Raw genomic sequence first — 24,165 nt, 5'->3', positions numbered from 1 at the left:
AAAGATAGGGCGGAAAAACGCCAGATCATACACCAGATCAGGCAGCTTTGGCCCGGGTACCGGGCAGGAAGATGCTGATCATGGTGGACGCAAATATCAGTCCTGCGCCAATCCAGGAAGACAGGCCGGGCATTTCACCCCAGATAAACCAGGCAAAGATGCCGGAAAAGACGATTGCCAGATAGCTCAGGGGGCCGATCTTTCCGGGGGGCGCCAGACTATAGGCTCGTGACATCAACAACTGACTGACAGTGGCGACCAGACCAATGGCGACCAGCATGCCCAGCTGTCTGGTATCCAGTGGTTGCCAGGCCCAAAGCAAGGGAATGGCCGACAGCAACGAGGAAAATAGAGCGAAATAAAACACGATCCTGGTAGCCGGCTCCGTATTGCTCATGGCGCGGATCGACACAAAAGCGCACGCCGCGAGCAAGCTGGCTCCAACTCCAGCCAGGGCATTGGGGTCGAACATGGCTCCAGAGGGTTTGGCGACCAGCAATACCCCGGCAAAGCCCAGCAGGACCATGAAGATCATGCGTAATGTCAGTGATTCCCGTAGCCACCACCAGGCCAGAAGCGGAGTGAACACCGGGGCTGCATAGGTAAATAGCATCGCATCTGCCAGTGGCAAGTGAGCGATGGCGTAGAAGAAGCAGTACATGGCGCCCAGGCCAAAAAAGGTACGCAGAAAATGCCTGCCAAGATGGGCTGTGCGAAACGGCCCAAAGCCCTTGGTCAGAATCATTGGAAGAAAGAACACCACGCCGAGCAGGTTGCGAAAAAATACAACGTTCTCATTATTCACGGTGGCGGACACTTCGCGGATCAAAATGCCCATTACCGCGAAGAGGAGCGCCGAACAGGCAAGAAACAAGGCACCTTTACGTGGATGGTCAAGCCTAACCAGCTCAACCATTGAGCACCGACTGGGTAGCTTCCAGCAGCTTTTTGCGAGCGAAAAGCAACTGCCAGCGATGCCCGCCGAGTTGCCGCCAGAGCCTCGCAGAACGAATGCCCGCCAGCAGCAGCGCCCGAATCCGATTGGCAATGTCTGGTTGCTGCAGGTAGCGCATATCACCGTGCACCTGAATACGTAGCCGAAGTGTGCTGAGAGTGTCCTGGTAAATGCTCCCGAGCGAGGCCGCCACGTTGTCGTGCATGATGCCGAAATGTTCAACCTGTGAGGTAGCTTGCTCAAGTCGTTGACCGAGCACGCTGAGCATGTCGTCGCGCTTGCTTAGCTGCCGCTCCAGCGTCAGCAGATTCATGCTGTAGCGCAAGGCGTCCCGTTGCAGGGAAGCGGTGTCGCGTTCAAGCATGGCCTGCAAGGCCTGGAGGCCGCGGCGGATATCGTGATGCGATCCGCCGTAAATTGTCATCACGTCGTCAGGAGAACGCTCGAGAATGCTGCCCAGGAGGCAGGTGACCGGTCCTTCGCTGACCTGGCCCGTACGCGCCAGTTTATCGACCTGAATAGCGGCTTCAAAGATCGCTCCAAGGGCTATTACCTGTTCTTCTGCATCAGTCATGCTACGTCCTTATCAAATGCGGGAACGGCGCTTTCGATAACGCCACCGCCCAGGCAGACTTCACCCTGGTAAAGCACGACAGATTGTCCAGGCGTAACCGCGCGCTGAGGGGTATCAAAGCGTATCAGATACCCGTCTGCAGTCTGCTCGAGGATGCAATCCTGGTCGGGTTGTCGATAGCGAACTTTGGCAGTCAGACGTAGCGGCGAGGAGACATCTACGGCGTTGACCCAGTAGATGGTTGAGCAACCCAGTGCGCTGGAGAACAGCCAGGGATGCTCGTTGCCCTGGCCGACAATCAGTACGTTGCGCTGCAGATCCTTGTCCAGAACATACCAGGGATCATCGCCAGCACCTTGCAGCCCGCCAATACCCAAACCTTGCCGCTGCCCAATGGTGTGGTACATCAGGCCATGGTGACGGCCGATGACTTTACCCTCGGTCGTTTCGATTTCGCCTGGCTGGGCGGGGAGATACTGCTTGAGAAAATCGCTGAACCGTCGCTCACCGATAAAGCAGATGCCGGTGGAATCCTTCTTGCGCGCGGTGGCCAGCTCGTACTTTTCCGCGATGCGCCGTACCTCCGGTTTCTCAAGTTCGCCCACCGGAAACAGCGTCCGCGCAATCTGTTCTGCGCCGACTGCGTGCAGGAAATAACTCTGATCCTTGTTATTGTCCAGGCCACGTAACAGAACGGTCTGGCCATCCAGCTCGTCACGGCGCACATAGTGTCCGGTCGCGATCAGGTCTGCGCCAAGCATCAGGGCATAATCGAGAAACGCTTTGAACTTGATCTCCCGGTTGCAAAGAATGTCGGGGTTGGGTGTCCGCCCAGCCTTGTACTCTTCAAGGAAATGTTCGAATACGTTATCCCAGTACTCTGCGGCAAAATTAGCCGTATGTAACTTGATGCCCAAGCGGTCACTCACGGCCTGGGCGTCATCCAGATCCTGGCGGGCAGTGCAGTACTCGGTACCATCGTCCTCGTCCCAGTTTTTCATGAACAGACCTTCGACCTGATAACCCTGCTCAAGAAGCAGGGCAGCCGAAACGGATGAATCAACACCTCCAGACATTCCAACAATCACGCGGGTCTGGGCAGGGGGTTTGGTGGAATAGTTAGTCATCTTAGCGAAACAGGTCCAGTGAATGGTGGGGCTTGGTCAGGTAGTCAACTATACAGTCCAATACGAGAGGGCTGCGCAGGTCGGCGCTGCGCGCAAGAATTTCATCCAGAGTCATCCAGAGCGCGCGAACAATTCCCTCGTCCAATTCCATTTCCGGATGTTCTTGTAAAAACTGGCCCGCAAAGCAGCTACGCTGGTAGTAAGTCCCGTTGGCTGCCTTGAACAGATAGATACCCACCACACCGGTGATTTCTGCAGAACAGCGGGTTTCCTCGAGAACCTCACGTCTGGCAGCATTAATAAGACTTTCGTCTTCTTCCAGATGACCGGCAGGCTGGTTTAAAACTAGCCGCCCATCACGGTGCTCCTCAACCATCAGGAATCGACCGTGCTTCTCGATTACGGTGGCAACTGTGACGTGGGGTATGAAACGCATGAAAGGCTCCTGAGCAGGGTGCATAGGTTAGCCTATATCCACTGTGAGGGTGAACCACCGTCCCGTCCAATGGTATGACACGACTGGATTTGATGGTAAAAAAGGCTAGGATGCTTGAGAACGCTCCGGTAGTGGAAATGTAGTGATACTACATATTTCGCCCTACCTGGTTTTTAAGACATCGTACGGGGCTTCAGGGCGTATTGCTGCTTTGGAATACCAAGCTTCCAATTGAAAAAAGCGTGACTTTTTGTAGGAAAACTACAACAATATGCGCCACCAATAACACCGTATTTTGTGGTCCCGTTTTACCCTGCGGGTCCACGTGTGACAACGACAACTTAACGGAGTCAATAATGGGATACCAAAAGATCCAGGTGCCGGCTAGCGGCGACAAAATTTCCGTAAACGCCGACCAGTCCCTCAACGTGCCAAACAATCCAGTCATTCCTTACATCGAAGGAGACGGGATTGGCGTCGATATTTCACCAGTAATGATGAAGGTAGTTGACGCTGCAGTTGAGAAAGCTTATGGCGGCAAGCGCAAGATTTCCTGGATGGAAGTTTACGCTGGTGAAAAAGCTACTCAAGTGTATGACCAGGATACCTGGCTGCCAGAAGAAACCCTGCACGCGGTCAAGGACTTTGTTGTTTCCATCAAAGGCCCCCTGACCACGCCGGTCGGTGGCGGCATCCGCTCACTGAACGTTGCTCTGCGTCAGCAGCTTGATCTTTACGTATGTCAGCGCCCGGTTCGCTGGTTTACCGGCGTACCAAGCCCCGTTAAGAAGCCGGGTGACGTTGACATGGTGATCTTCCGTGAGAACTCCGAAGACATCTATGCAGGCGTGGAATTCAAGGCCGGCACTCCCGAAGCCAAGAAAGTCATCAAGTTCCTCCAGGAAGAAATGGGCGTCACCAAGATCCGCTTCAGCGACATGTGCGGCATTGGTGTCAAGCCGGTCTCCGAGGAAGGCACCAAGCGTCTGGTTCAGAAAGCGCTTCAGTACGCCGTCGACAATGACCGCAAGTCAGTGACAATTGTCCACAAGGGCAACATCATGAAGTTCACCGAAGGTGCCTTCAAGGAATGGGGCTATGAGGTAGCACGCGATGAGTTCGGCGCCGAACTGCTGGACGGTGGTCCCTGGATGCAGTTCAAGAATCCCAAGACAGGCCGCAATATCGTAGTCAAGGACGTCATTGCCGATGCGATGCTTCAGCAGATTCTGCTGCGCCCAGCCGACTATGATGTGATCGCCACCCTGAACCTGAACGGCGATTACCTTTCCGACGCGCTTGCAGCCGAGGTAGGTGGTATTGGTATCGCTCCGGGTGCAAACCTGTCTGATACCGTAGCCATGTTTGAAGCTACCCACGGTACAGCCCCCAAGTATGCGGGCCAGGACAAGGTAAACCCGGGTTCATTGATCCTTTCAGCTGAAATGATGTTGCGTCATATGGGCTGGATCGAGGCTGCAGACCTGATCATCAAAGGCACCGAAGGCGCTATCGCCAACAAGACAGTGACATACGACTTTGAGCGTTTGATGGACGGCGCTACCCTGCGTTCTTGCTCCGAGTTTGGCGATGATATGATTGTCAGCATGGGCTGAAACGCTCAGGCAGGGCAATAATGACAAGGCCGGCTAATGCCGGCCTTGTTGTTTCCGCTTTATGCTACGCAGGAAATCAATGCTGCGTGGCGTGTGCTTCTTCTGCGGTGTCTTCTGTTTGCAGGCGAGTAGCGGGCTCAGCCGTTTCATGGGACTGAATGTTCACCGCGTGCAGGCCCTTGGGCCCTTGTATGATCTCGAAGCGAACGGGCTGCCCCGCCTTGAGGGTACGGTAGCCGTCCATCTGAATTGCTGAGTAATGAGCAAAGAGGTCTTCATCTCGGCCTTCGGCTATAATGAAGCCAAACCCCTTGGCGTTATTGAACCATTTAACCTTGCCGTATTGCATGCCACATCCCTCGTGCTGCCCCAGATTGGGGTTGTTGTATTCGCGGTATCGAGTTGCATGACGATGTGCTTGTAACAGATGACCGCCAGGCAATGCTCGTTTACACTTTTTAACACTGAATCAAAGTAAGTCAAGTCAGCCTCTGGCAAGCTGAGTACCAGCTCACAGTTTGTCACCGGGCTTTTATCCAATAGCCTGTAATCAGCGATGTTTCTCATGTTTGCAATGACCAATTTTCAGCTAACCTTGAACCAGAGACCGGACGATCCAGAGCACGAGGATGACTCCGGTCTGGCGGTAGAGACCAGCAAGCCGGAACTCAAGCCGCCGTCACGTTATCAGGTCGTCATGATGAATGATGACTACACCCCGATGGATTTTGTAGTAGAAGTACTTGAAACGTTTTTCTCTCTGAACAGGGAGGCCGCTACACAGATCATGTTGAGGGTCCATACTGAGGGAAGAGCGGTCTGCGGGATCTTTACCCGAGACATAGCGGAGACCAAGGCCGCTCAGGTCAATGAATATGCCAGGGAATGCCAGCACCCGTTGATATGTCAGATTGAACGGGAAGCGTAACAAAGCGGCTAAGGCCGCATGATGAGGTGGCACCATGCTCAATAGAGATCTCGAGATCACCCTTAATCTGGCGTTCAAGGAAGCGCGCAACAAACGGCATGAATTCATGACCGTGGAGCACCTGCTGCTCGCTTTACTGGATAATCACGCCGCCATTGATGTGCTACGAGCCTGTGGTGCGGATATAGAGCGCTTGCGCCGGGAGCTGGTCGAGTTCATCGACTCCACTACGCCGCTTATCCCCAAGCAGGACCATGAGCGCGAAACTCAGCCTACGTTGGGCTTTCAACGTGTTCTGCAACGGGCCGTATTTCATGTGCAGAGTTCCGGAAAGGGGGAGGTGAGTGGTGCAAATGTGCTGGTCGCCATCTTCAGCGAACAGGAAAGCCAGGCGGTGTTTTTCCTCAAGCAGCAACAGATTGCCCGGATCGATATCGTCAACTTCATCTCCCATGGTATTTCCAAGGTGGGCGGGGAAGCGGACCAGACACCGCCGGACAGCGACAATATTGATGAAGAGTCAGGTGAAGCTGTAGGCAACACCAATCCGCTGGATGCTTACGCCTCCAATCTCAATGAGCAGGCGCGTCTCGGCCGTATCGATCCGCTGGTTGGGCGTTCTCACGAAGTTGAGCGTGTCGCCCAGATTCTGGTGCGTCGTCGAAAAAACAATCCGCTCTTGGTAGGTGAGGCTGGAGTGGGCAAGACCGCTATTGCTGAAGGTCTCGCCAAGCGTATCGTCGATGGCGAAGTGCCTGAGATTCTCTCCGAGGCTGTAGTCTACTCGCTGGATCTGGGCGCCCTGCTAGCGGGAACAAAATACCGTGGGGACTTTGAGAAGCGCTTCAAGGCACTTCTTAAGGCTCTTAAGAAGCGTCCGCAAGCTATTCTTTTTATTGATGAAATTCATACCATAATCGGTGCTGGTGCAGCTTCGGGTGGTGTGATGGATGCATCCAATCTGCTCAAGCCGCTCCTGACATCCGGCGAGATGCGTTGTATCGGATCTACGACCTATCAGGAATTCCGCGGTATTTTCGAGAAGGATCGCGCGTTGGCACGGCGCTTCCAGAAAGTCGATGTGATAGAGCCGTCGGTTGAAGATACCATTCAGATTCTCAAGGGGCTGAAGAGTCGCTTCGAGGACCATCATGGTATCGGTTATACCGACGAAGCCCTCAGATCAGCTGCAGAACTTGCTTCACGCTATATTAACGACAGGCATATGCCTGACAAGGCTATAGACGTGATTGACGAGGCGGGCGCCTATCAGCGGCTCAAGCCGGTGTCCGAGCGTCCGGCTGTGATCGACGTCGCAGAGGTTGAGGCCATTGTCGCCAAGATCGCGCGTATTCCTCCCAAGCACGTGTCGTCCAGCGACAAGGAACTGCTCAAGAATCTGGAGCGCGACCTAAAGCTGGTGGTTTTCGGCCAGGACGAAGCCATAGATTCACTGGCTTCGGCCATCAAGTTGTCGCGGGCTGGACTCAAGTCGGCGGACAAGCCGGTCGGGTCGTTCCTGTTCTCGGGTCCCACAGGTGTGGGCAAGACCGAGGTCACACGGCAACTGGCTAAAAGCCTGGGTGTCGAGTTACTGCGCTTTGATATGTCTGAGTACATGGAGCGGCACACGGTATCGCGTCTCATAGGTGCGCCCCCTGGTTACGTTGGATTTGACCAGGGCGGTTTGTTGACAGAGGCCGTCACCAAGAATCCGCACTGTGTTCTGCTACTGGACGAGATCGAGAAGGCTCACCCCGAAGTGTTCAACTTGCTGCTGCAGGTCATGGATCACGGTACATTGACGGACAATAATGGTCGCAAGGCGGATTTCCGCAATGTCATCATTGTACTGACCACCAATGCGGGTGCTGAATCCATGGCACGTGCATCGATCGGTTTCACCAGGCAGGATCACACTACAGACGCTTCCGAAGTGATCAAGAAGACCTTCACTCCGGAGTTCCGCAATCGTCTGGATACCATTATCCAGTTTGGCCGTCTCAGCCATGACAGTATCAAGTTCGTGGTCGACAAGTTCCTCACCGAGCTGCAAGCCCAGCTAGAAGATAAGCATGTACTGCTCGATGTGGACGAAAGAGCTCGGGATTGGCTGGCTGAGCATGGCTATGATCCGCTGATGGGTGCGCGCCCCATGGCACGCCTGATACAGGACAAGATCAAACGGCCCTTGGCCGAAGCGATTCTGTTTGGCGAATTGGCTGATCATGGTGGTACGGTAAACATCAGCTGTAGAGATGATGAGTTGGTGTTGGATGTGCTCGAGGAGGAAATGGCCTGAGTTCCAAATCTGGCTGCCAGATCTGGACCTGACGTTTTTATCCAGGCAAAAAAAGGCCCCGCTTCGGCGGGGCCTTTGCATTTCTGGTGGGTAATCAGTCCTTGAAAGTGGCCCAGATCGGAGCATGATCTGAAGGTTTTTCCATGCCCCTGATATCGTAGTCGACACCTGCGTCCATGCAACTGTCGATCAGGCCCTTGCTTGCCATGATCAGATCTATGCGCAGTCCGCGCTTAGGGTCGGCCTCGAAACCCCGGCTTCGGTAATCGAACCAGCTGAAGCGATCATCTACGTCGGGGTACAACTGGCGAAATGTATCGATCAGTCCCCAGTCCTTGAGGCTTTTCATCCACTCACGCTCTTCTGGCAGAAAACTGCATTTACCCGTGCGCAGCCAACGTTTGGCGTTATCCGCACCAATGCCAATATCGATATCTTCAGAGGAAATATTCACATCGCCCATCACTACCAGGCGTTGATCGGGGGTGAATTGCTGCTCCAGATGAGACTGCAGGTCGGCATAGAAACGGGTTTTGGCAGGGAACTTTATCGGGTGATCACGGCTCTCACCTTGAGGGAAATAACCATTGAAGACGACCGTTTGTTCGCCATTCTTTCCGGTTATGGCGGCGCTTATCATGCGTTTTTGCGCGTCCTCGCCGTCGCCCGGGAAACCCTTGCGCACCCAGTCAGGTTTCTCTCTGGTCAGAAGTGCGACACCGTAATGGCCTTTCTGACCATGAAAATGCACGTGATAGCCGAGGGCGGCCACGTCATCGAGGGGAAACATCGAATCGTCAACCTTGGTCTCCTGTAAACCGATCACATCGGGCGCATGCCTTTCGACGATTTCCTTCAGTTGATGAGGTCTGGCTCTCAGCCCGTTGATATTGAAGGAAACGAATTTCATTGCTCATCCTGTTCAAGTTGGACCGGGTGCCGGTCTGTAAGAAGATGTATCTCTTGCCAGCCACGTCTGTCCGGCATGTTAGCATCACTTTTGGCTTATTTGTCGCTGGAAAAACTACATGGTTCGTTCGTTACTGCTGATTATCCTGACCTTTTTATCCATGACAGTACGAGCCGAACTTGAAGTGAATGTCGAGCCTGAAAATAAGCAGGTGCGAGACAATATTGAAGCTTTTGTTGGTGACGTCGACGCGTCTTCCCGGCGCGATATGGAGCGGCTAGCCGGGCATAGCAAGGATCAGGCGACCGATGCCGCACAGGCGTTGGGGTATTATCAAACTGATATCAGCCATCGCATCACAGGTAGCCGGTCGGAACCGGTCCTGGTGCTGGATGTGAAGTTGGGCGAGCCGGTAAGACTCAACAACGTCGATATTCGCATTGAGGGTCCCGGTATGGGAACCGAGCCCTTCGATCTGCAAGAGGCGCAGAGAGGGCAGCTGCAGCCAGGTGATGTGCTGCACCATGGTCATTACGAAGCTATCAAGAGTTACATGGCCAATCAGGCGCTACGATATGGATACTTTTCCGGCAAATTCAGTCAACAGCGGATGCTGGTCGACATCGAAAAGAACATGGCGGATATCACACTGGTTTATCAGACCGGTCAGCGATTCCGTTTGGGTGATGTTGTCTTTTCTGAAACACCTTTCAATGAGAACCTGCTGCAGCGCATGGTCAGCTTCCAGACCGGAGCTCCCTACGATGCAGATCTGCTTGCGAAGCTGAATCGGGATCTATTGGCCAGCGGCTATTTCGAGAGTGTCCTTGTGTCAGCTCCAGCCTCGCGGGCTGAGGAGGGCGAGATTCCGGTTGAGGTCCAGGTCGCTGAACGCAAGCCCAACTCGCTGGGATTCGGCGCAGGCTATTCCACTGATGTGGGTGCACGTGGGCGCGTAAGCTGGACTGAGCACTGGGTCAACGCCTGGGGCCACAAGCGCGGGGCGGAACTCGAGCTTTCACTGCCAAGGCAGAAGATAACAGGCTTTTATCAGGTTCCGCTGACCCCGCCCCAGACCAACTCGATTCGCTTTTTTGGCGGATGGCAGAATGAAGATATCGACGATATCGAAAGCCAGAGTTTCACCGTTGGTGCCCAGCATGAAAAGCTCCTGGATAGTGGCTGGGAAAGGGTAGCCGGGCTGCGTCTGGAGCATGAAAGGTTCAGCCTGGGCAACGATTCCGGCCAGAGCACACTGCTTATCCCAGGAGTCTCCTTTCAGCGCACCAAAAGCGTCGGCGGGATTGACCCCAGCCGAGGCTACAGTCTGATGCTGGATCTGCAGGGGGCAAAGGAGGGTATCGTCTCGGACGTAGACTTTGCTCGTGTCTTTACGACTGCCAAAGGCCTTTATACGGTCCAGAACAATCACCGATTTCTGGCTCGGGTCGGAGTAGGTGCGGTATACACCAATGACTTCGAAAAGATTCCCCCCTCGTTACGTTTTTTCGCTGGTGGTGATCAGTCGGTACGCGGCTATGACTATCGAACCCTGTCGCCGACAGATGCTTCCGGCGAGCGGGTGGGGGGTCGCTACCTGCTTGATAGCAGTCTCGAGTATCAATACGAGTTTATTCCCAAATGGCGCGCAGCTACCTTCGTGGATCATGGTAACGCCATGGACTCCCTGTCTGCAGCCCGCAAAACCAGTGTCGGTTTTGGTATTCGCTGGGTTTCTCCGGTGGGTCCCATCCGTGTGGATCTCGCTCAATCCATCAGCGACTCGGACGAAGGTTTCCGTATCCACTTTTCCATGGGACCGGAACTATGATGCTGTTTGTCCTCAAAGTGTTGGTGAGAGGCCTGCTGGTACTGCTTCTGATTCCTTTGCTACTTGCTCTGTTACTCCTCAGCGAGACAGTCAACAGCTGGCTGTTCGACCGCATACAGGGATTCGAGCCCCGGCTGGAACTGGGGCTTGAGGAAGGGCATTTATGGCGGGGATGGGATTTTGATCGAATAGTCTGGCGCGATGAAGGTATTGAGGTCGTTGTTGAAGATATCCGGTTTGCCTGGTCGCCCGAATGTCTTTTTGGCGCGCGTTTTTGTATTGATGAACTGAACGTGGACAGCATTCAGGTAACGACGCAGCCAACGGACCAGGAGCCAACCGAGCGCACCCAGGTTGTCCTGCCGGATATCAGGCTACCGGTTGGCATTCAGCTCGATCAGGTACGTATAGGTAGCTTGATGTTCAACTCAGAGGAGCCCTTGCTCACCGACGTCGAGATGGCAGCGCATCTTCGCGACTCTGAACTGGTTATTCATCGCTTTATCGGCACCGGCCCGGACCTTGATTGGCAAATGGACGGAGACGTTCGGATGGTCAATGGATGGCCGCTGAAAATTCATGCATTGATCAACCTGCCTCAAGTTGATAGTCAGCCCTGGTCCCTTGATCTGCGTCTGGGTGGACAAGTTGATGACTTGACAATCGTCGCTACCAGCCAGGGTTTTGTGGATGGCCGATTGAGTGCACAGGCGCAAGTGCTTGATCCACAGATACCCGCCACGCTGGAGTGGCAGGGTAACCGTTTTGTGGTACCTGTGGAGCTACCCAGAGAGCTCGTCATAAGTCAGTCGTCCCTCAACGCCGAGGGCAACCTGCAGGACGGCTATCGTATTAATGGTGGCGCCATGCTGCCAGGCGAGGGCGGAGATATAGAACTGGATCTGGCTACCGTCGTCAGCATGAATGCACTGGATGATCTGATCTTATCGCTTTCAGTGATCGAGCAGCCATCACGTCGTGTGGATCTAAATGGCAACGCAAGCTGGGATGATGAACTTGCTGCGCAGGCCGAGCTTAATCTGGATCAGTTTCCATGGCAGTGGTTATATCCTCAGGATATCGGGGAGATTGAACTGCAGCAGCTCTCGCTGATCGCCAGCATGCGCGACATGCAGGGACAGGCCAACCTGCAGGCGCAACTTGCCGGTGTGGCTGGACAGAACGTTGATCTGAACATGGACGTTTCGGGCAACCCCGACCAGGTTCGTGTGACCTCGGTCGAGATGGTCACCGAGGCTGGTTCGGCGACGGGAAGCGCCACCCTGGAGTTGGCCAATGGTCTTGTTTGGGACGCCCGTATGCTCCTCGAAGGTATCGACCCCGGTGCATTCGTGAAGGATCTTCCAGGCGATCTCAACGGGACTGTCACATCTACCGGCAGTCTGGTAAACGAGCAACTTGAACTCGACGCCGAATGGGCCCTGGACGGGACGCTGCGCTCCCGACCGCTTGAGCTGGCAGGCTCGGTGAACAAGAGTGATGAGTCCTGGGTCCTCGAGGATCTGCTCCTGCGCCAGGGCCAGAACAGCATTACCGGGAGCGGGCGAGTCAGCAACGACATCGATGCCCGATTGGATGTGCGGATGCCTGAGCTTGCAAGCCTCTGGCCTGGTCTTGGTGGGGCTCTCACTGGTGCTATCAACACCAGTGGGCCGCAGACCGCGCCAGTGATTGACGCTGATCTGCGCGGTGAAAGACTTGCCTATGGGGAATCCAGTATCGCCGGCCTATCATTGAAGGGCACAGTGACTCTCTCGGAGCAGACGCCAGGCAACCTCACATTGAGCGCTCGACAGATTCGCAGCGGCGAGACGGGCGTTGGGGATCTGGATCTGACCTTGCGGGGGAACCGAGCAGATCATCGACTGACAGTCCAGTTGGCAGAGGGTGTTGCCGAAATCAACGCCAAAATGCAGGGCGCACTCAATGAGGTTCGCTGGCAAGGGCTGCTCAATAGTGCCCAGATTGGATACGGCGCCCTGAATTGGAAGCTTGCCGACGCGGCCAGGCTGACATATCGGCTCGACCCCGCTCAGCTGCGTCTTGCTGCACACTGTTGGCAGCACGATGGATCGCGGCTCTGTTTCAATGGGGAGCAGCGACTACTGCCTGATCGGAAGCTCGATATCGCATTGACCGACTTTTCGCTCTCGTCGCTTGAGGATCTGCTTCCCGAAGGTTTTGCGTGGAACGCAGACCTGAATGCCGATCTTGAACTTCAGCAGGCCGTTGGCGGAGAGCCCGTTATTGATTTGAGCGTGCGCAGCGTCGACGGCATGGTGGCTATTACCGAAGCTGAACAAACGCTGGCCTTCCCCTATGACCTACTGGACATCAATACCCAGATGCAGTCGGGTACCGCGCGTAGCCGAATACAGCTGGTCAGCGAGGGCTTTGGCTCATTGGATATCCAGGCGGATATTGATGATCCGGCAGGCGAGCAGATTCTCTCCGGACAGTATGATATCGAGGGTCTGAAACTGAATATTCTCAGACCGTTCCTGCCCCAGATAGATACCCTTCGTGGTGAGCTGAGCGGCACTGGCAGGCTTGCTGGATCCTTGCGTCAGCCAGAAGTAGTCGGAAGGCTCCAGCTGGCAGAGGGACATATCAGCGGCCCCGAACTGCCTGTGAGCCTGGAGGAGCTTGAAGTCGATATCGATATCAACGGGCAGCGAGCCGTAGTGGACGGCCAGTGGACCGGCGGCGAGGAGGGTGAGGGAAGTCTCACCGGCTCCATTACCTGGGCACCGGAACTTGATCTTGATCTGGCCCTTGTGGGCAGTCGATTGCCGGTGATTGTCCAACCCTACGCGGATCTGCGTGTCAGTCCTGACCTGCAAGTCACATTGGCCAACAACCAGTTGCGGGTCAGAGGGCAGATCGCGGTGCCTGAGGGGGATATTACAGTCAGAGAGTTGCCAGAGCAGGCTGTCAGGCAATCGCCAGACGTGGTTATCGTTGGTGAGGAGCTTGAGGAAGAGGGGTCACCGCTGGATATTGACGCCCGGGTACAACTGGTTATTGGTGATCAGTTGCGCTTTTCTGCCTTTGGCCTGACCGGGCGTTTAAGCGGCCGTATCATGGTTGAAGAGGATATGAATGCGACCGGCGATTTGAATATTCTGGATGGGCGCTTCCGTCGTTACGGTCAGCGGCTCAGTCTGCGCCGGGCGCAAATCCTGTTTGCCGGGCCTATCTCCCAGCCGTTCCTGAATATCGAAGCTATCAGGCGCGTGGACGATGTGGTCGCAGGCTTGCGCCTCACCGGGCGTGCCGAAGCTCCGCAGACGGATGTCTTCTCCGAGCCCGGCATGCCTCAGGAGCAGGCCTTGGCCTACCTGATCCTCGGCCGTCCGCTGGGGGCCGATGGTGGCGACAGCAACCTGGTTGGTCAGGCGGCGCTGGCCTTGGGGATGGCAGGGGGCGCACCGCTTGCCAAGAACCTAGCCAACACACTGGGTATTGAAGATTTTCAGCTGGAAACGGAGGGGTCAGGAGTTTCGACACAAGTTGTCGCAGCAGGCTACATTACGGAAAAGCTCAGCCTGCGCTATGGTGTCGGGGTTTTCGATCAGGCGAACCAGCTGGCTATACGCTATGATCTGACTCGCAGGCTGTATCTTGAGGCGGTAAGCGGCTTTGCCAGTTCGCTGGATTTCTTCTACCGTATCGATTTCTAGGATCTCTCCGGTGCATGCCGGGGAGCGTTCGCCGTGCAAGTTCTGCACGGTTTCTACAAGTACAAAGGAGTTCTTATGTCTAGCGTTACAATGGGCGGTAAACCTGTTCAGGTCGGTGGCGATTTTCCCAAGGCAGGCGGCAAGGCCCCGGCATTCATCCTGGTAGCCAAGGACCTGTCGGATGTTGAGCTGTCCAGCATGGCTGGCAAGCGCAAGATCCTCAATATCTTCCCCAGCGTTGACACGCCTACCTGTGCTACCTCTGTACGTACATTCAATGCCAAGGCCAACGATGTTGAAAACACTGTGGTCCTGTGTATTTCGGCTGACTTGCCCTTCGCCCAGTCACGTTTTTGCGGTGCTGAAGGGCTGGAGAACGTAATCAACCTGTCGACCATGCGCGGGAGCGAGTTTGTCCACAACTACGGCGTAGCGATAGAGAACGGCCCTTTGGCAGGTCTGACTGCCCGGGCAGTGGTGGTGCTCGATGAAAACGACCAGGTTCTCTACAGCGAGCTGGTCCCGGAGATTGGCCAGGAGCCGAACTACGAGCGTGCCTTGGGCGCACTGACCAAGTAAATACGGTATTGCAGGCTCGGTATCATCGAGCTGTATCCTGTGCCAAGCACATGAAAAAGCCGGAAAGCAGATGCTTTCCGGCTTTTTTCATCACGACCTCAGCTTTTCAACTTGGCCGTTATTTTTGCCACGTGCTCGCCCTGAAAGCGCGCAATGTTCAATTCACGTTCGTCGGGTTGCCGTGAACCGTCGCCGCCCGCCAGAGTTGATGCGCCGTAGGGTGTGCCACCGCTGACCGTGGAAATATCAAACAATTCCTGCGCGCCATAACCGATGGGTACTATGGTCATGCCGTGGTGGGCAAGGGTGGTCCATACCGATGTAATAGTCATCTCTTCGCCGCCGCCTGTGCCCGTGGAAGTAAAAACACTGGCAACCTTGCCGAACAACGCACCCTTGGCCCAGAGTCCACCCGTCTGATCAAAGAAGGTGCGCATCTGGCCAGACATATTCCCGAAGCGGGTCGGAGTGCCCACAATGATGGCGTCGTAGTCGGCCAACTCAGAAGGGGATGCCACGTTACCAGTCAGATCAGTCTTGCCCCCGGCGTTCTTGAAAGCTGCCTGATCCATCGTCTCTGGGACGTGCTTGAGGGTTACTTCTACGCCGTCAACTCGGCGAGCACCTTCGGCTACGGCCTGGGCCATGGTTTCGATATGTCCGTACATTGAATGGTATAGAACAAGTACCTTAGTCATTGATATCTCCTTGAGCGGATAAGTTACGATTTCATAATGCATCTGATTAACTGCTGTTAAAAATCAAAATACAGTGCAAATTAATCGCTTTATTCGATGAGTAAGGCTCCGGATACCCTGTAACGAGATCAGACTAGCTGAAAATCTCTACCTGGACTTGCAAGCCGCCCGTGCGAGCGGGCACGAAGCTGATACGTCCGTCGTAGCGCGTGATTGAGTTATGACCCGGTCGGTCGCTCTGTATCACCTTATGATGGCGACGAGACCGAAGACCAGTTCCCGGTTATTGAAGCCGGAGCCAGTATAGTCTTTTAACCGTTCAAGCCGACTGCCAGACCTGACCTCGTAATCCAGGAACTATAGGGGAGGGTGGGTAGTCAGTTGTAGCGACACACAACTGATACACCCCAGCGCGGCCTCCTTAACCACTAGTCACTTTGGGGCGTATTCACTCGACATGTGAGGATCGCTTTATGAGCATGACAGTTCTTGTCGCCGGTGCGACCGGCAAAACCGGCCATCAGGTGGTCCAGTATCTGCTTGATCAAGGTCATAAACCTACGGCACTAGTGCGCGACGGCTCTGACACCAGCGGGTTACCCAGTGGCGCAGAGTTGCGCCAGGGTGATCTGACTGACTTGAAAGCGGGCGTGTGCGATGGCATGGAGGCTGTGATCTTTGCCGCAGGCTCCGGTTCTTCCACCGGCCCTGAAATGACTCAGAAAGTGGATAGGGACGGCGCAAAGCGCCTGGTCGATCTGGCCCGTGAGTCAGGCGTTAAACGCTTCGTAATGCTCAGCTCAATTGGGGCAGACCAGACCAACCCCTCCGGCAAGATTGCCCACTACCTTAATGCCAAGCATGAGGCCGACGAACACCTCAAAAGCTCCGGTTTGACTTATGCAATCGTGCGCCCAGTGGCACTGACCAATGAGGGCCGAAGCGAGAAGGTGATATTGGGCGAGGGCGTCGATAAAGCCGCCAAGGCATCACGCGCGGACGTAGCTTACGTGCTTGCGGAGGCAGCCACTACAGGCCGCTACGATGGCCAGGCGCAGGATATGCAGTCCGCTTGAGCGCCTCACAACTGCCATAGGGCGCAGCGTCCAGCTTCAAGTTGAACAAATAATCCATTTATAGGAGAAGAATCCATGTCAGAGATCAATGGCAAGGTCGTAATTATAACCGGTGCTAGCAGCGGTCTCGGCGAAGCAACTGCACGGCGCCTGGCTAAAAGCGGCGCCAAAGTAGTGCTCGCTGCCCGCCGCGAGGATCGCCTGGTGGCGCTGCGCGACGCCATTGTCGAGCAGGGCGGTGATGCCATCTACAAGGTTACGGACGTGACTGACCGCGAACAGATGCAAGCCCTGGCACAGGCGACCCTGGATGCCTACGATCGTATCGATGTGCTGGTGAACAATGCCGGGCTGATGCCGTTGTCGCCGCTGGACAAGCTCAAGGTCGACGAGTGGGACACCATGATAGACGTCAACATCAGAGGCGTGCTTTACGGCATTGCTGCGGTACTGCCGACCATGCGTAAACAGCACGCTGGACACGTTATCAATCTATCCTCGGTGGCCGGACACAAGGTCTTTCCATCCTCTGCGGTCTATTCGGCGACCAAGTACGCAGTCAAGGCCATATCGGAAGGTCTGCGTCAGGAAGGCAACGGTGAAATCCGGTCCACCAATATTTCCCCGGGTGCTGTAGCCACGGAGTTACCCAGCACCATCAGTGACACAGACACCGCCAAGAATGTGGATGAACTCTACAACATGGCGATTGATCCGGATGCTATTGCCCGCGCGGTGGCGTTCGCCATTGAGCAGCCAGCGGATGTGGATGTTAACGAATTGATCATTCGTCCCACTAAACAGCCGCTCTGATTGCGTTGGAAGGTCTGAGAAATGCCCCGAATGACCGCCGGATATCGTACCAGGGGCAGTCCATACAAGGCCTGGAGGTGTCTACGAAACCAGGGCCGACTCACCGGTGGGTATTTCGGCATTGCGTGACCCATACCGTCCCCGGAATTGGATTTGGGTAAATCCGATCAGGCGACAACTTCACTTACACTTGAGGAGGCATGGGGCTAGTAAAAGTGAGTCTCTGAGGCTACGGTATTTTCTAGTCCTAAAAGTGAGAACGCTATGACAAAACAATCGAAATGCCCAATTGCCGGTGGATATAAGGCCATTGAAAGTGACCGTATTGGCGGGGCGATTGGAACACCGCCCATGAATGCCGACTGGTGGCCGGGACGACTTCCGATTGAATTACTTCACAACCAATCGCCGATGGCAAATCCGCTCGGCGAAGATTTTGATTACCCTGCGGCCGTTGCAAAGCTCGATGTCGACGCCGTCAAAGCCGATATTATGGAGTTTTTGACAACATCCCAGGATTTCTGGCCAGCAGATTATGGTAATTACGGACCACAGATGATCCGCATGGCGTGGCACTCCGCCGGATCCTATCGAGTATTTGACGGTCGCGGCGGTGCGGCGAAGGGTCTGCAACGCTTTGCCCCTCTCTATTCATGGGAAGACAATGGCAATATCGATAAGTCCATTCGCCTGCTCCAGCCGATCAAACTTAAATATGGTGAGAATCTATCTTGGGCCGATCTCATTATCCTGACCGGAAATCTAGCCCTGGAACAGATGGGCTTTAAAACCCTGGGATTCGGCTTTGGCCGCATTGATGCATTTGAAGCGGATGACGCGACCTATTGGGGTCCCGAAACCGTCATGGCGACACAGGACAAGCGTTGGGTAGGGGAACCCGGCACAGAAGAGTATGACCTGGAAAATCCATTGGCGGCGTCCCGCCAATCCCTGATCTATGTCCATCCCGAAGGTCCCTTCGGTAATATGGACCCCGCGGCCTCGGCGCAGGAAATTCGTGTCACCTTTGGCCGTATGGGCATGGATGACCGCGAAACCGCCGCGCTGATCATCGGGGGCCACGCTTTCGGCAAGAGTCATGGCGGCTCCCCCAAAGAACATCTAGGTCCGGAGCCGAGTGGGGCGCCTATCGAAAATCAAGCCTTAGGCTGGTTGAACAGCAACGGTACAGGCAAGGCCGAATACACAACAACCAACGGGATCGAGGGCGCCTGGACATCAAACCCGACCCGCTGGGATCATGAATATCTTCAAACCCTGTTTAATAATGAGTGGGAGCAGTATGAATCAGTTGCAGGCGGGAAAGCCTGGCATCCTAAAGATCCTTCCACTCATAAAATGGTGCCGGATGCCCACATCGAAGGATTACGTCACCCTCCAATGATGATGACCAGTGACATCGCCCTGCGCGTCGATGACGCCTACCGCGCGGTTTGTGAAGAATTCATGGCCGACCCCGCGGCGCTGGACGATGCCTTCGCTAAAGCATGGTACAAGTTGATCCACCGCGATATGGGTCCGAAAAACAGGTTGCTGGGTAAGGACGTCCCAGAGGAAGAGTTCACTTGGCAGGATCCCGTTCCGGCGCTTGATCACGAAGTGATTGGCGACGCGGATATTAAAGCTTTGAAGGCAGATATTTTGGGTTCTGGTCATGAAGTCTCGGCCCTTGTCAGCGCAGCGTGGGGCTCGGCCTCGACCTATCGCAAGACGGATCTGCGGGGCGGGGCCAACGGCGCCAGAATTCGTCTGGAGCCGATGGTCAATTGGGAGGTCAACCGTCCGAGTGAATTGAAAAAGGTGCTGACTTCGCTCGAGTCTATTCAAAGCGATTTCAACGGCAAGCAATCCGGTAATGTAAAAGTTTCCATGGCTGACCTGATTGTCCTGGCGGGCTGCGCCGCGGTTGAAAAAGCGGCCAGCGATGCGGGAGTTGATGTTGATATGCCTTTTGTGCCCGGACGTATGGACGCGACACAGGAACAGACAGACGCGCACAACATCTCCTTCCTCGAACCCTATGCAGACGGATTCCGCAATTATGTGAAGGGCGATTATGATGTTCAACCTGAACGCATGCTGATCGACAGGGCCCACTTGTTGGATCTCAGCTCGCCTGAACTGACGGCGCTTATCGGCGGCCTGCGCGTGCTGGGCACAAATTATGACGGGTCCAGGCACGGTGTTCTGACAAGTCGTCCGGGCGCACTCAGCAATGACTTCTTTGTCAATCTGCTGGACGTTTACACGGAATGGTCACCTCTTGATGAAGCGGCTCAAACATTTGAGGGCAAGGACTCCAAGACGGGTGAACGAAAGTGGACGGCTACCCGTTGCGATCTGGTTTTCGGTTCCAATCTTCAACTGCGCGCGGCAACTGAAGTCTTCGGTGCGGGGCCTGGCGGTCAAGACCGTTTCGTCAAAACCTTTGTCAGTGCCTGGCATAAGGTCATGATGTCGGACCGTTTTGAACTGCAAAACGATCAGTACAAGGCCTAGGCTTTCGTAATAATCAGCCGGGCATCTTGCACCGGCTGAACCAATTGAAAGGCCAAGGCACACTAACGGTGTGTCTTGGCTTTTTTATTTGTATGGGCATCATATGCATTCAGTAATCTGGTGCGGACATCCGCAACGTTACTTGACGCAAAGCACTACGTATAATCTATATTATGTTAAATAGGATATAACCATATTGGCACTGAAGATTCCATGTGACAGCTTATTAAAGATGAGGAAAAAACGCAGTGAAAAGAAATGTTCATAAACAGAGCCTTAACCATTTCAATAATTGCTCTCATCAATCAAAACGTATCGGTGACGCATTAAATTGGCGAAAATACACAACCCAAATGGCGCATAAAAAGCGATAAAAAAGATAATGCACTGAGATTTTGCAAACCTTTGCTTCGCATACTACATTTTAGCTCAGCTTAAAAATTTCCGAGCAGTATTTGCCATGTTGGAGCAAAGGGTTATGAAAACCATCGTACCGCGCCCTCTCTTTGCCGAAGCAAGTTCGATGGTCCTACAGCAGGAAGATTACTTTTTACTTCAACCTTCGGTATGTCAATACCTGAATGAATTTCCGCTTGGTCTGAATGCTAAGCGCGATTTCGAATGGGCTCGATTCTTTTTAGCACAACATACTCTTTCGCCAGGAACATATGCTAGTTACAGAGGATTGGTCGAGCGATTGCTGCTATGGAGCTGGATTTCCTGCGGCAAATCGATTTTTGATCTGGATCGTGATGATTTCGAAGATTTTCTGTCCTTCAATCTGAGCCCGCCTCCGGATTGGATTGGTGATGCAGTGCGACGTCGTTTTCTAAAGAAGGAAGAAGCCTGGGTCTTCAATGATTACTGGCGTCCTTTTTATGCAAGAGCTTATTGGCCGAGCGATGAGATAACAGGGAGTCTCGATGCCGCCTCTTATAAGCCTTCCGCCGGAGGGTTGAGAACTTTATTGAATATATGCAGTTCGTTTTATTGCTTTTTGTATACAAAAGGTGTGGGGAATGTTAATCCTGTTGTCTCTGTGAGGTCGAAGGGCATAAGAATACAAAGATCCTACCGTTTAGTAGCTAGGAGCCTGACATCAAACCAGTGGAATTATGTGGTTGGTGCCGCGGAAAAACTGGCAATCAAAGATCTTGCCGGCGAAAGAGCATTATTCATCCTTACAGCTATATATTTTATGTACTTAAAGGCAACTGATTTATCATCAGATGAGGGTGCACTCCACACTATGGGTGAGTTTGTTCTGCGTAACGATGAATGGCGGCTTGAGCTAGAGCACCCCCGTAGACCTACCGCACGAATTCTCGTGAATCCAGATTTTCTTCCATATTTGAAACGCTACCGAAAATCGAGAGGACTGTCTCCGCTCCCATTACCTGGTGAGACATCACCTCTTCTTCAGACAATTCGCGGTCGCCCAGGGCTGACGAATCGCCAGATAAGAGGCATTGTGAAGCCGATTTTCAGGCAAGCTTACCAAGACATGTGTAAGGCGGGGGAACCTTCCTCAGAATGCGCTGCTTTACTGTCAGCTTGCTTAAATTCAATTAGAGATACGGGCGCTTTGGCAGGCAGCAAAGCGTTCTCGCCTCAGGACCTCCAGCGAGATTTACGAAATGCGAGTGTTTCGTACACTTACGAAAAATATTATGGATGTAAATAGATATTGTATTGACCGCAGGACTCGGATTACCTGCTCTGGGTGTCGCCAAAGTGCCTCGCCTCTATCAGAAGCTGTTAATTACAAGCGCTTCTCGCATAAAAATATCTTGTTCAAGCCACTGATTAATAGGCTCATTTTACCCTAAAATCATCCAGCGTGTGATGCGTTAAGATAAAGCCCGCCCGCTTAAACTAGGCCGCCTTATGCGGCGCTTTCACCGCACTATTTCCCCTGCTCAACTCGTTCAAGGTCTTCGTTTAGCAGTCGCTGAGGCTCGCCTCCGCCCCTTGGTCTTCATCGGGGGCACCGCAAGAAACTGGCCCAATTGCTGGGCTAAGGTGTCAGCACGCGCTTGCTCTGCGGCGGCCTTTTGCTGCGCACCGTTTTGTACAGTGTGTGCAGCCTCCAGACGTGTTTGCAGGTCGGCTAGCTGACGACTAGCTGCTTTTAGTTGCACGGCAGTATTCTTAGCCTCTTCACGGGCGCGATCAATCTCACAATGGGCTCGATCCTCGACTCCGCGGATGTAATTTTCATAACCAATGCGGTCCTTTTCGGCCTTGACCGCCTGATCCTGTAATTGCTGCTCCAGTACCTGAGTGCGCAGCTGAGCCTCATCCCTTAAATAAACCAGCTCGTCTCGCTGTTGGCGCAGATCGTCGATCTGGTTAAGGCGCTGGACTAACAGCAATTCCAAATCTGCTAGTCGCGTCTCTGCAGCCTGTAAACCGGCCAACGCCTCTGCTACTTGCTGTCGAGACTGGATAGCATCCTGAAGGGCTCGGGCCTCAGCAGCCGCGAGCTGTTCCCGCTCGGAGTTCAGAACCTTCCACTGCGCAGCTAGTGTTCGTTCAGCATCGTCACGGGCCAATTGAATCGCCTGTTCCCAGACGGTCAGAAAAGCCTGCGATATTTCTGCCGGTAGCTCAGGCAGCCGAGTATGCCCGGTCAAGCGCTCCGCCAGTCGCGCCCACCATTGATCGAGCAGCCCGCCGATCCGCGCTGGGGAGCCGCGACCGAGCTCCAAGCGCACGCGCTCTACCGTCGGTCGTTCGCCGCGTGCCAATACCGCATCAGCGGCGGCAAAAACATCTGTTTCAGGTACGCCAATTGCCATAACTGTGCCCTCTCTCTAAATTAGGTATGATAATCAAATGTTATCCGACGTTATTTCCTTTATATAGAGATTATAATACGTTGCACGTATTAAATATTACAGAACAATTGGCACTGGTGCCTGAACCGCGGTTAGACCCGCAGGCATTGGCCCAGAGTGCTCAGGACGCGGTGGCTGCGTTTATTGCCGCAGGCACCGCGCCCAATACCGCGCGCAGTTACCGCGGCGCCCTCTCCTACTGGTCAGCCTGGTTTCAAGCACGTTACGGCCAAACGCTGAGTCATGCCCCAGTGCCGGCGGCGGTGGCAGTCCAGTTTGTGCTGGACCATCTGGCCCGGCCCCTAGCCGAAGGCGGCTGGGCGCAGATGCTGCCGCCAACAATCGACGCGTCGCTGGTGGCGGCCAAGATCAAAGCCAGACCGGGCCCACTGAGCTATAACACCATTTGCCATCGGTTAGCGGTGCTCGCCAAATGGCATCGTATTCATAACTGGGACAACCCGTGCGAGGCGCCGGCGCTCAAAGCTCTCGTCCGCGAGGCGCGGAAAGCCCAGTCGCGTCACGGTGTGGTGGTACGGCAAAAGACCGCGCTGTTGCTTGAGCCGTTGCAGGCGCTGCTGGCCACCTGTACCGACGGTATCCGCGGCCAGCGCGACCGCGCCCTCCTCCTGCTAGCCTGGAGCGGCGGCGGCCGGCGGCGTTCAGAAGTGGTCGGGCTGCAGGTCACTGACTTGCGCCGGCTCGATGCCGATACCTGGTTGTATGCGCTAGGGGCAACCAAAACCGATCTCGGCGGTACACGACGGGAAAAGCCGCTGCGCGGCGCCGCGGCGCACGCGCTGTCAGCCTGGCTAGAGTTAGCCCCTGCGGAAGAAGGGCCGCTGTTTCGTCGGGTATACAGGGGCGGCAAGGTCGGTATCGCGGGCTTGTCTGCAGACCAGGTCGCACGCATCGTCCAGCGTCGGGCGCAACTCGCGGGGCTCGACGGCGATTTCGCTGCGCATAGCTTGCGCTCGGGCTTTGTTACCGAAGCCGGGCGTCAGGGTGTACCGCTAGGGGATGTCATGGCAATGACCGAGCACCGCAGCGTCAGTACTGTCATGGGCTATTTTCAGGCCGGTTCGCTGCTGGATAGCCGAGCCACCACATTGCTGAACAACGATTCTAGCTTGGATGTAGGTTCATGTCCTGTTGAAAAAGACAGCTAAGACACCTCTGTCCCAGGCTGGCCATGGAACTCCCCGGGTTCTACCCCGTTTCCACGGACGGTTATAAAACAGCTAAGAGCTTTTGAT

The 24,165-nt window shown here is 54.6% G+C and carries 19 protein-coding genes; 11 read left to right on the top strand and 8 right to left on the bottom strand.

Going from position 1 to position 24,165, the window contains the following annotated elements; genetic code table 11:
- Window positions 1-37: 37 nt before the first annotated feature.
- Genes AAC076_RS01910 through AAC076_RS01895 form a run of 4 tightly spaced genes read right to left on the bottom strand, consistent with a single transcriptional unit; the run spans window position 38 to window position 3,092 of the window.
- Window positions 38-916 (bottom strand): DMT family transporter, encoded by an 879-nt coding sequence (locus AAC076_RS01910; RefSeq protein ID WP_339842670.1) that lies wholly within the window; start codon window positions 914-916, stop codon window positions 38-40.
- A complete protein-coding gene (gene hflD, locus AAC076_RS01905) occupies window positions 909-1,529 on the bottom strand; it encodes a high frequency lysogenization protein HflD (RefSeq protein WP_339842669.1) in 621 nt (206 codons plus the stop codon). The genes AAC076_RS01910 and hflD overlap by 8 nt, the downstream gene beginning before the upstream one ends.
- On the bottom strand, window positions 1,526-2,656 hold the full coding sequence (gene mnmA / locus AAC076_RS01900) for a tRNA 2-thiouridine(34) synthase MnmA (RefSeq protein ID WP_339842668.1): 1,131 nt from the start codon (window positions 2,654-2,656) through the stop codon (window positions 1,526-1,528). Before mnmA ends, hflD begins: the two co-directional genes overlap by 4 nt.
- 1 nt (window position 2,657) lies before the next feature.
- Entirely contained in the window at window positions 2,658-3,092 is a 435-nt protein-coding gene (locus AAC076_RS01895; RefSeq protein ID WP_339842667.1) for an NUDIX hydrolase, read from the bottom strand.
- 356 nt (window positions 3,093-3,448) lie between these two features.
- On the opposite strand from AAC076_RS01895, the gene icd reads away from it, so the two are divergent.
- Window positions 3,449-4,708, top strand: coding sequence for an NADP-dependent isocitrate dehydrogenase (gene icd / locus AAC076_RS01890; protein ID WP_339842666.1), 1,260 nt, complete (start codon window positions 3,449-3,451; stop codon window positions 4,706-4,708).
- Between the two features lie 76 nt (window positions 4,709-4,784).
- Here icd and cspD read toward each other — a convergent pair whose 3' ends face one another.
- Window positions 4,785-5,057 (bottom strand): cold shock domain-containing protein CspD, encoded by a 273-nt coding sequence (cspD, locus tag AAC076_RS01885; RefSeq protein WP_339842665.1) that lies wholly within the window; start codon window positions 5,055-5,057, stop codon window positions 4,785-4,787.
- Window positions 5,058-5,273: 216 nt separating this feature from the next.
- Here cspD and clpS point away from each other — a divergent pair, with 216 nt between their 5' ends.
- Window positions 5,274-5,636 (top strand): ATP-dependent Clp protease adapter ClpS, encoded by a 363-nt coding sequence (gene clpS / locus AAC076_RS01880; RefSeq protein ID WP_339842664.1) that lies wholly within the window; start codon window positions 5,274-5,276, stop codon window positions 5,634-5,636.
- A gap of 34 nt (window positions 5,637-5,670) precedes the next feature.
- Entirely contained in the window at window positions 5,671-7,938 is a 2,268-nt protein-coding gene (gene clpA / locus AAC076_RS01875; RefSeq protein ID WP_339842663.1) for an ATP-dependent Clp protease ATP-binding subunit ClpA, read from the top strand.
- 94 nt (window positions 7,939-8,032) lie between these two features.
- On the opposite strand, the gene xthA is transcribed toward clpA, so the two are convergent.
- Window positions 8,033-8,848: an exodeoxyribonuclease III gene (xthA, locus tag AAC076_RS01870; protein WP_339842662.1), complete on the bottom strand. Its 816-nt coding sequence runs from the start codon at window positions 8,846-8,848 to the stop codon at window positions 8,033-8,035.
- Window positions 8,849-8,966: 118 nt separating this feature from the next.
- Here xthA and AAC076_RS01865 point away from each other — a divergent pair, with 118 nt between their 5' ends.
- From AAC076_RS01865 to tpx, 3 genes are all read left to right on the top strand, one after another.
- On the top strand, window positions 8,967-10,679 hold the full coding sequence (locus AAC076_RS01865; RefSeq protein WP_339842661.1) for an autotransporter assembly complex family protein: 1,713 nt from the start codon (window positions 8,967-8,969) through the stop codon (window positions 10,677-10,679).
- On the top strand, window positions 10,676-14,383 hold the full coding sequence (locus tag AAC076_RS01860; protein ID WP_339842660.1) for a translocation/assembly module TamB domain-containing protein: 3,708 nt from the start codon (window positions 10,676-10,678) through the stop codon (window positions 14,381-14,383). The genes AAC076_RS01865 and AAC076_RS01860 overlap by 4 nt, the downstream gene beginning before the upstream one ends.
- A 75-nt stretch (window positions 14,384-14,458) precedes the next feature.
- Window positions 14,459-14,962: a thiol peroxidase gene (gene tpx / locus AAC076_RS01855; protein ID WP_339842659.1), complete on the top strand. Its 504-nt coding sequence runs from the start codon at window positions 14,459-14,461 to the stop codon at window positions 14,960-14,962.
- A 98-nt stretch (window positions 14,963-15,060) separates the two neighbouring features.
- On the opposite strand, the gene wrbA is transcribed toward tpx, so the two are convergent.
- Window positions 15,061-15,660: an NAD(P)H:quinone oxidoreductase gene (gene wrbA / locus AAC076_RS01850; RefSeq protein ID WP_339842658.1), complete on the bottom strand. Its 600-nt coding sequence runs from the start codon at window positions 15,658-15,660 to the stop codon at window positions 15,061-15,063.
- A gap of 473 nt (window positions 15,661-16,133) precedes the next feature.
- Between wrbA and AAC076_RS01845 the strand changes: the two genes are divergently transcribed.
- The 4 genes from AAC076_RS01845 (at window position 16,134) to AAC076_RS01830 (ending at window position 21,753) form a co-directional block, all read left to right on the top strand.
- On the top strand, window positions 16,134-16,736 hold the full coding sequence (locus tag AAC076_RS01845) for an SDR family oxidoreductase (RefSeq protein WP_339842657.1): 603 nt from the start codon (window positions 16,134-16,136) through the stop codon (window positions 16,734-16,736).
- 75 nt (window positions 16,737-16,811) lie between these two features.
- Window positions 16,812-17,549, top strand: coding sequence for an SDR family oxidoreductase (locus AAC076_RS01840; protein WP_339842656.1), 738 nt, complete (start codon window positions 16,812-16,814; stop codon window positions 17,547-17,549).
- Between the two features lie 264 nt (window positions 17,550-17,813).
- Complete coding sequence (gene katG / locus AAC076_RS01835; RefSeq protein WP_339842655.1) at window positions 17,814-20,069, top strand: catalase/peroxidase HPI; 2,256 nt, start codon at window positions 17,814-17,816, stop codon at window positions 20,067-20,069.
- Window positions 20,070-20,547: 478 nt separating this feature from the next.
- Window positions 20,548-21,753, top strand: a complete 1,206-nt coding sequence (locus AAC076_RS01830) for an integrase (RefSeq protein WP_339842654.1) — start codon at window positions 20,548-20,550, stop codon at window positions 21,751-21,753.
- Window positions 21,754-21,997: 244 nt separating this feature from the next.
- Here AAC076_RS01830 and AAC076_RS01825 read toward each other — a convergent pair whose 3' ends face one another.
- Window positions 21,998-22,870 carry a DNA-binding protein gene (locus tag AAC076_RS01825; protein WP_339842653.1) on the bottom strand — a complete coding sequence of 291 codons (873 nt, stop codon included), beginning with the start codon at window positions 22,868-22,870 and terminating at the stop codon, window positions 21,998-22,000.
- An 80-nt stretch (window positions 22,871-22,950) separates the two neighbouring features.
- Here AAC076_RS01825 and AAC076_RS01820 point away from each other — a divergent pair, with 80 nt between their 5' ends.
- Window positions 22,951-24,078 (top strand): site-specific integrase, encoded by a 1,128-nt coding sequence (locus AAC076_RS01820; protein WP_339842652.1) that lies wholly within the window; start codon window positions 22,951-22,953, stop codon window positions 24,076-24,078.
- The last annotated feature ends 87 nt before the right edge of the window (window positions 24,079-24,165 follow it).

This window comes from uncultured Halopseudomonas sp., from assembly GCF_963977355.1.
GTDB lineage: Bacteria > Pseudomonadota > Gammaproteobacteria > Pseudomonadales > Pseudomonadaceae > Halopseudomonas.
The sequence above is the reverse complement of the archived record's forward strand: the minus strand, read 5'-3'. Positions and strand labels throughout refer to the sequence as shown.

Bases quoted from the DNA above. Each gene is read 5' to 3' on its own strand.
- AAC076_RS01830 (WP_339842654.1), top strand. From the start codon at position 20,548: ATGAAAACCATCGTACCGCGCCCTCTCTTTGCCGAAGCAAGTTCGATG.
- AAC076_RS01845 (WP_339842657.1), top strand. From the start codon at position 16,134: ATGAGCATGACAGTTCTTGTCGCCGGTGCGACCGGCAAAACCGGCCAT.
- xthA (WP_339842662.1), bottom strand. From the start codon at position 8,848: ATGAAATTCGTTTCCTTCAATATCAACGGGCTGAGAGCCAGACCTCAT.
- clpS (WP_339842664.1), top strand. From the start codon at position 5,274: ATGTTTGCAATGACCAATTTTCAGCTAACCTTGAACCAGAGACCGGAC.
- icd (WP_339842666.1), top strand. From the start codon at position 3,449: ATGGGATACCAAAAGATCCAGGTGCCGGCTAGCGGCGACAAAATTTCC.
- AAC076_RS01860 (WP_339842660.1), top strand. From the start codon at position 10,676: ATGATGCTGTTTGTCCTCAAAGTGTTGGTGAGAGGCCTGCTGGTACTG.
- tpx (WP_339842659.1), top strand. From the start codon at position 14,459: ATGTCTAGCGTTACAATGGGCGGTAAACCTGTTCAGGTCGGTGGCGAT.
- AAC076_RS01840 (WP_339842656.1), top strand. From the start codon at position 16,812: ATGTCAGAGATCAATGGCAAGGTCGTAATTATAACCGGTGCTAGCAGC.
- cspD (WP_339842665.1), bottom strand. From the start codon at position 5,057: ATGCAATACGGCAAGGTTAAATGGTTCAATAACGCCAAGGGGTTTGGC.
- katG (WP_339842655.1), top strand. From the start codon at position 17,814: ATGACAAAACAATCGAAATGCCCAATTGCCGGTGGATATAAGGCCATT.
- AAC076_RS01910 (WP_339842670.1), bottom strand. From the start codon at position 916: ATGGTTGAGCTGGTTAGGCTTGACCATCCACGTAAAGGTGCCTTGTTT.
- clpA (WP_339842663.1), top strand. From the start codon at position 5,671: ATGCTCAATAGAGATCTCGAGATCACCCTTAATCTGGCGTTCAAGGAA.
- wrbA (WP_339842658.1), bottom strand. From the start codon at position 15,660: ATGACTAAGGTACTTGTTCTATACCATTCAATGTACGGACATATCGAA.
- AAC076_RS01825 (WP_339842653.1), bottom strand. From the start codon at position 22,870: ATGGCAATTGGCGTACCTGAAACAGATGTTTTTGCCGCCGCTGATGCG.
- hflD (WP_339842669.1), bottom strand. From the start codon at position 1,529: ATGACTGATGCAGAAGAACAGGTAATAGCCCTTGGAGCGATCTTTGAA.
- mnmA (WP_339842668.1), bottom strand. From the start codon at position 2,656: ATGACTAACTATTCCACCAAACCCCCTGCCCAGACCCGCGTGATTGTT.
- AAC076_RS01895 (WP_339842667.1), bottom strand. From the start codon at position 3,092: ATGCGTTTCATACCCCACGTCACAGTTGCCACCGTAATCGAGAAGCAC.
- AAC076_RS01865 (WP_339842661.1), top strand. From the start codon at position 8,967: ATGGTTCGTTCGTTACTGCTGATTATCCTGACCTTTTTATCCATGACA.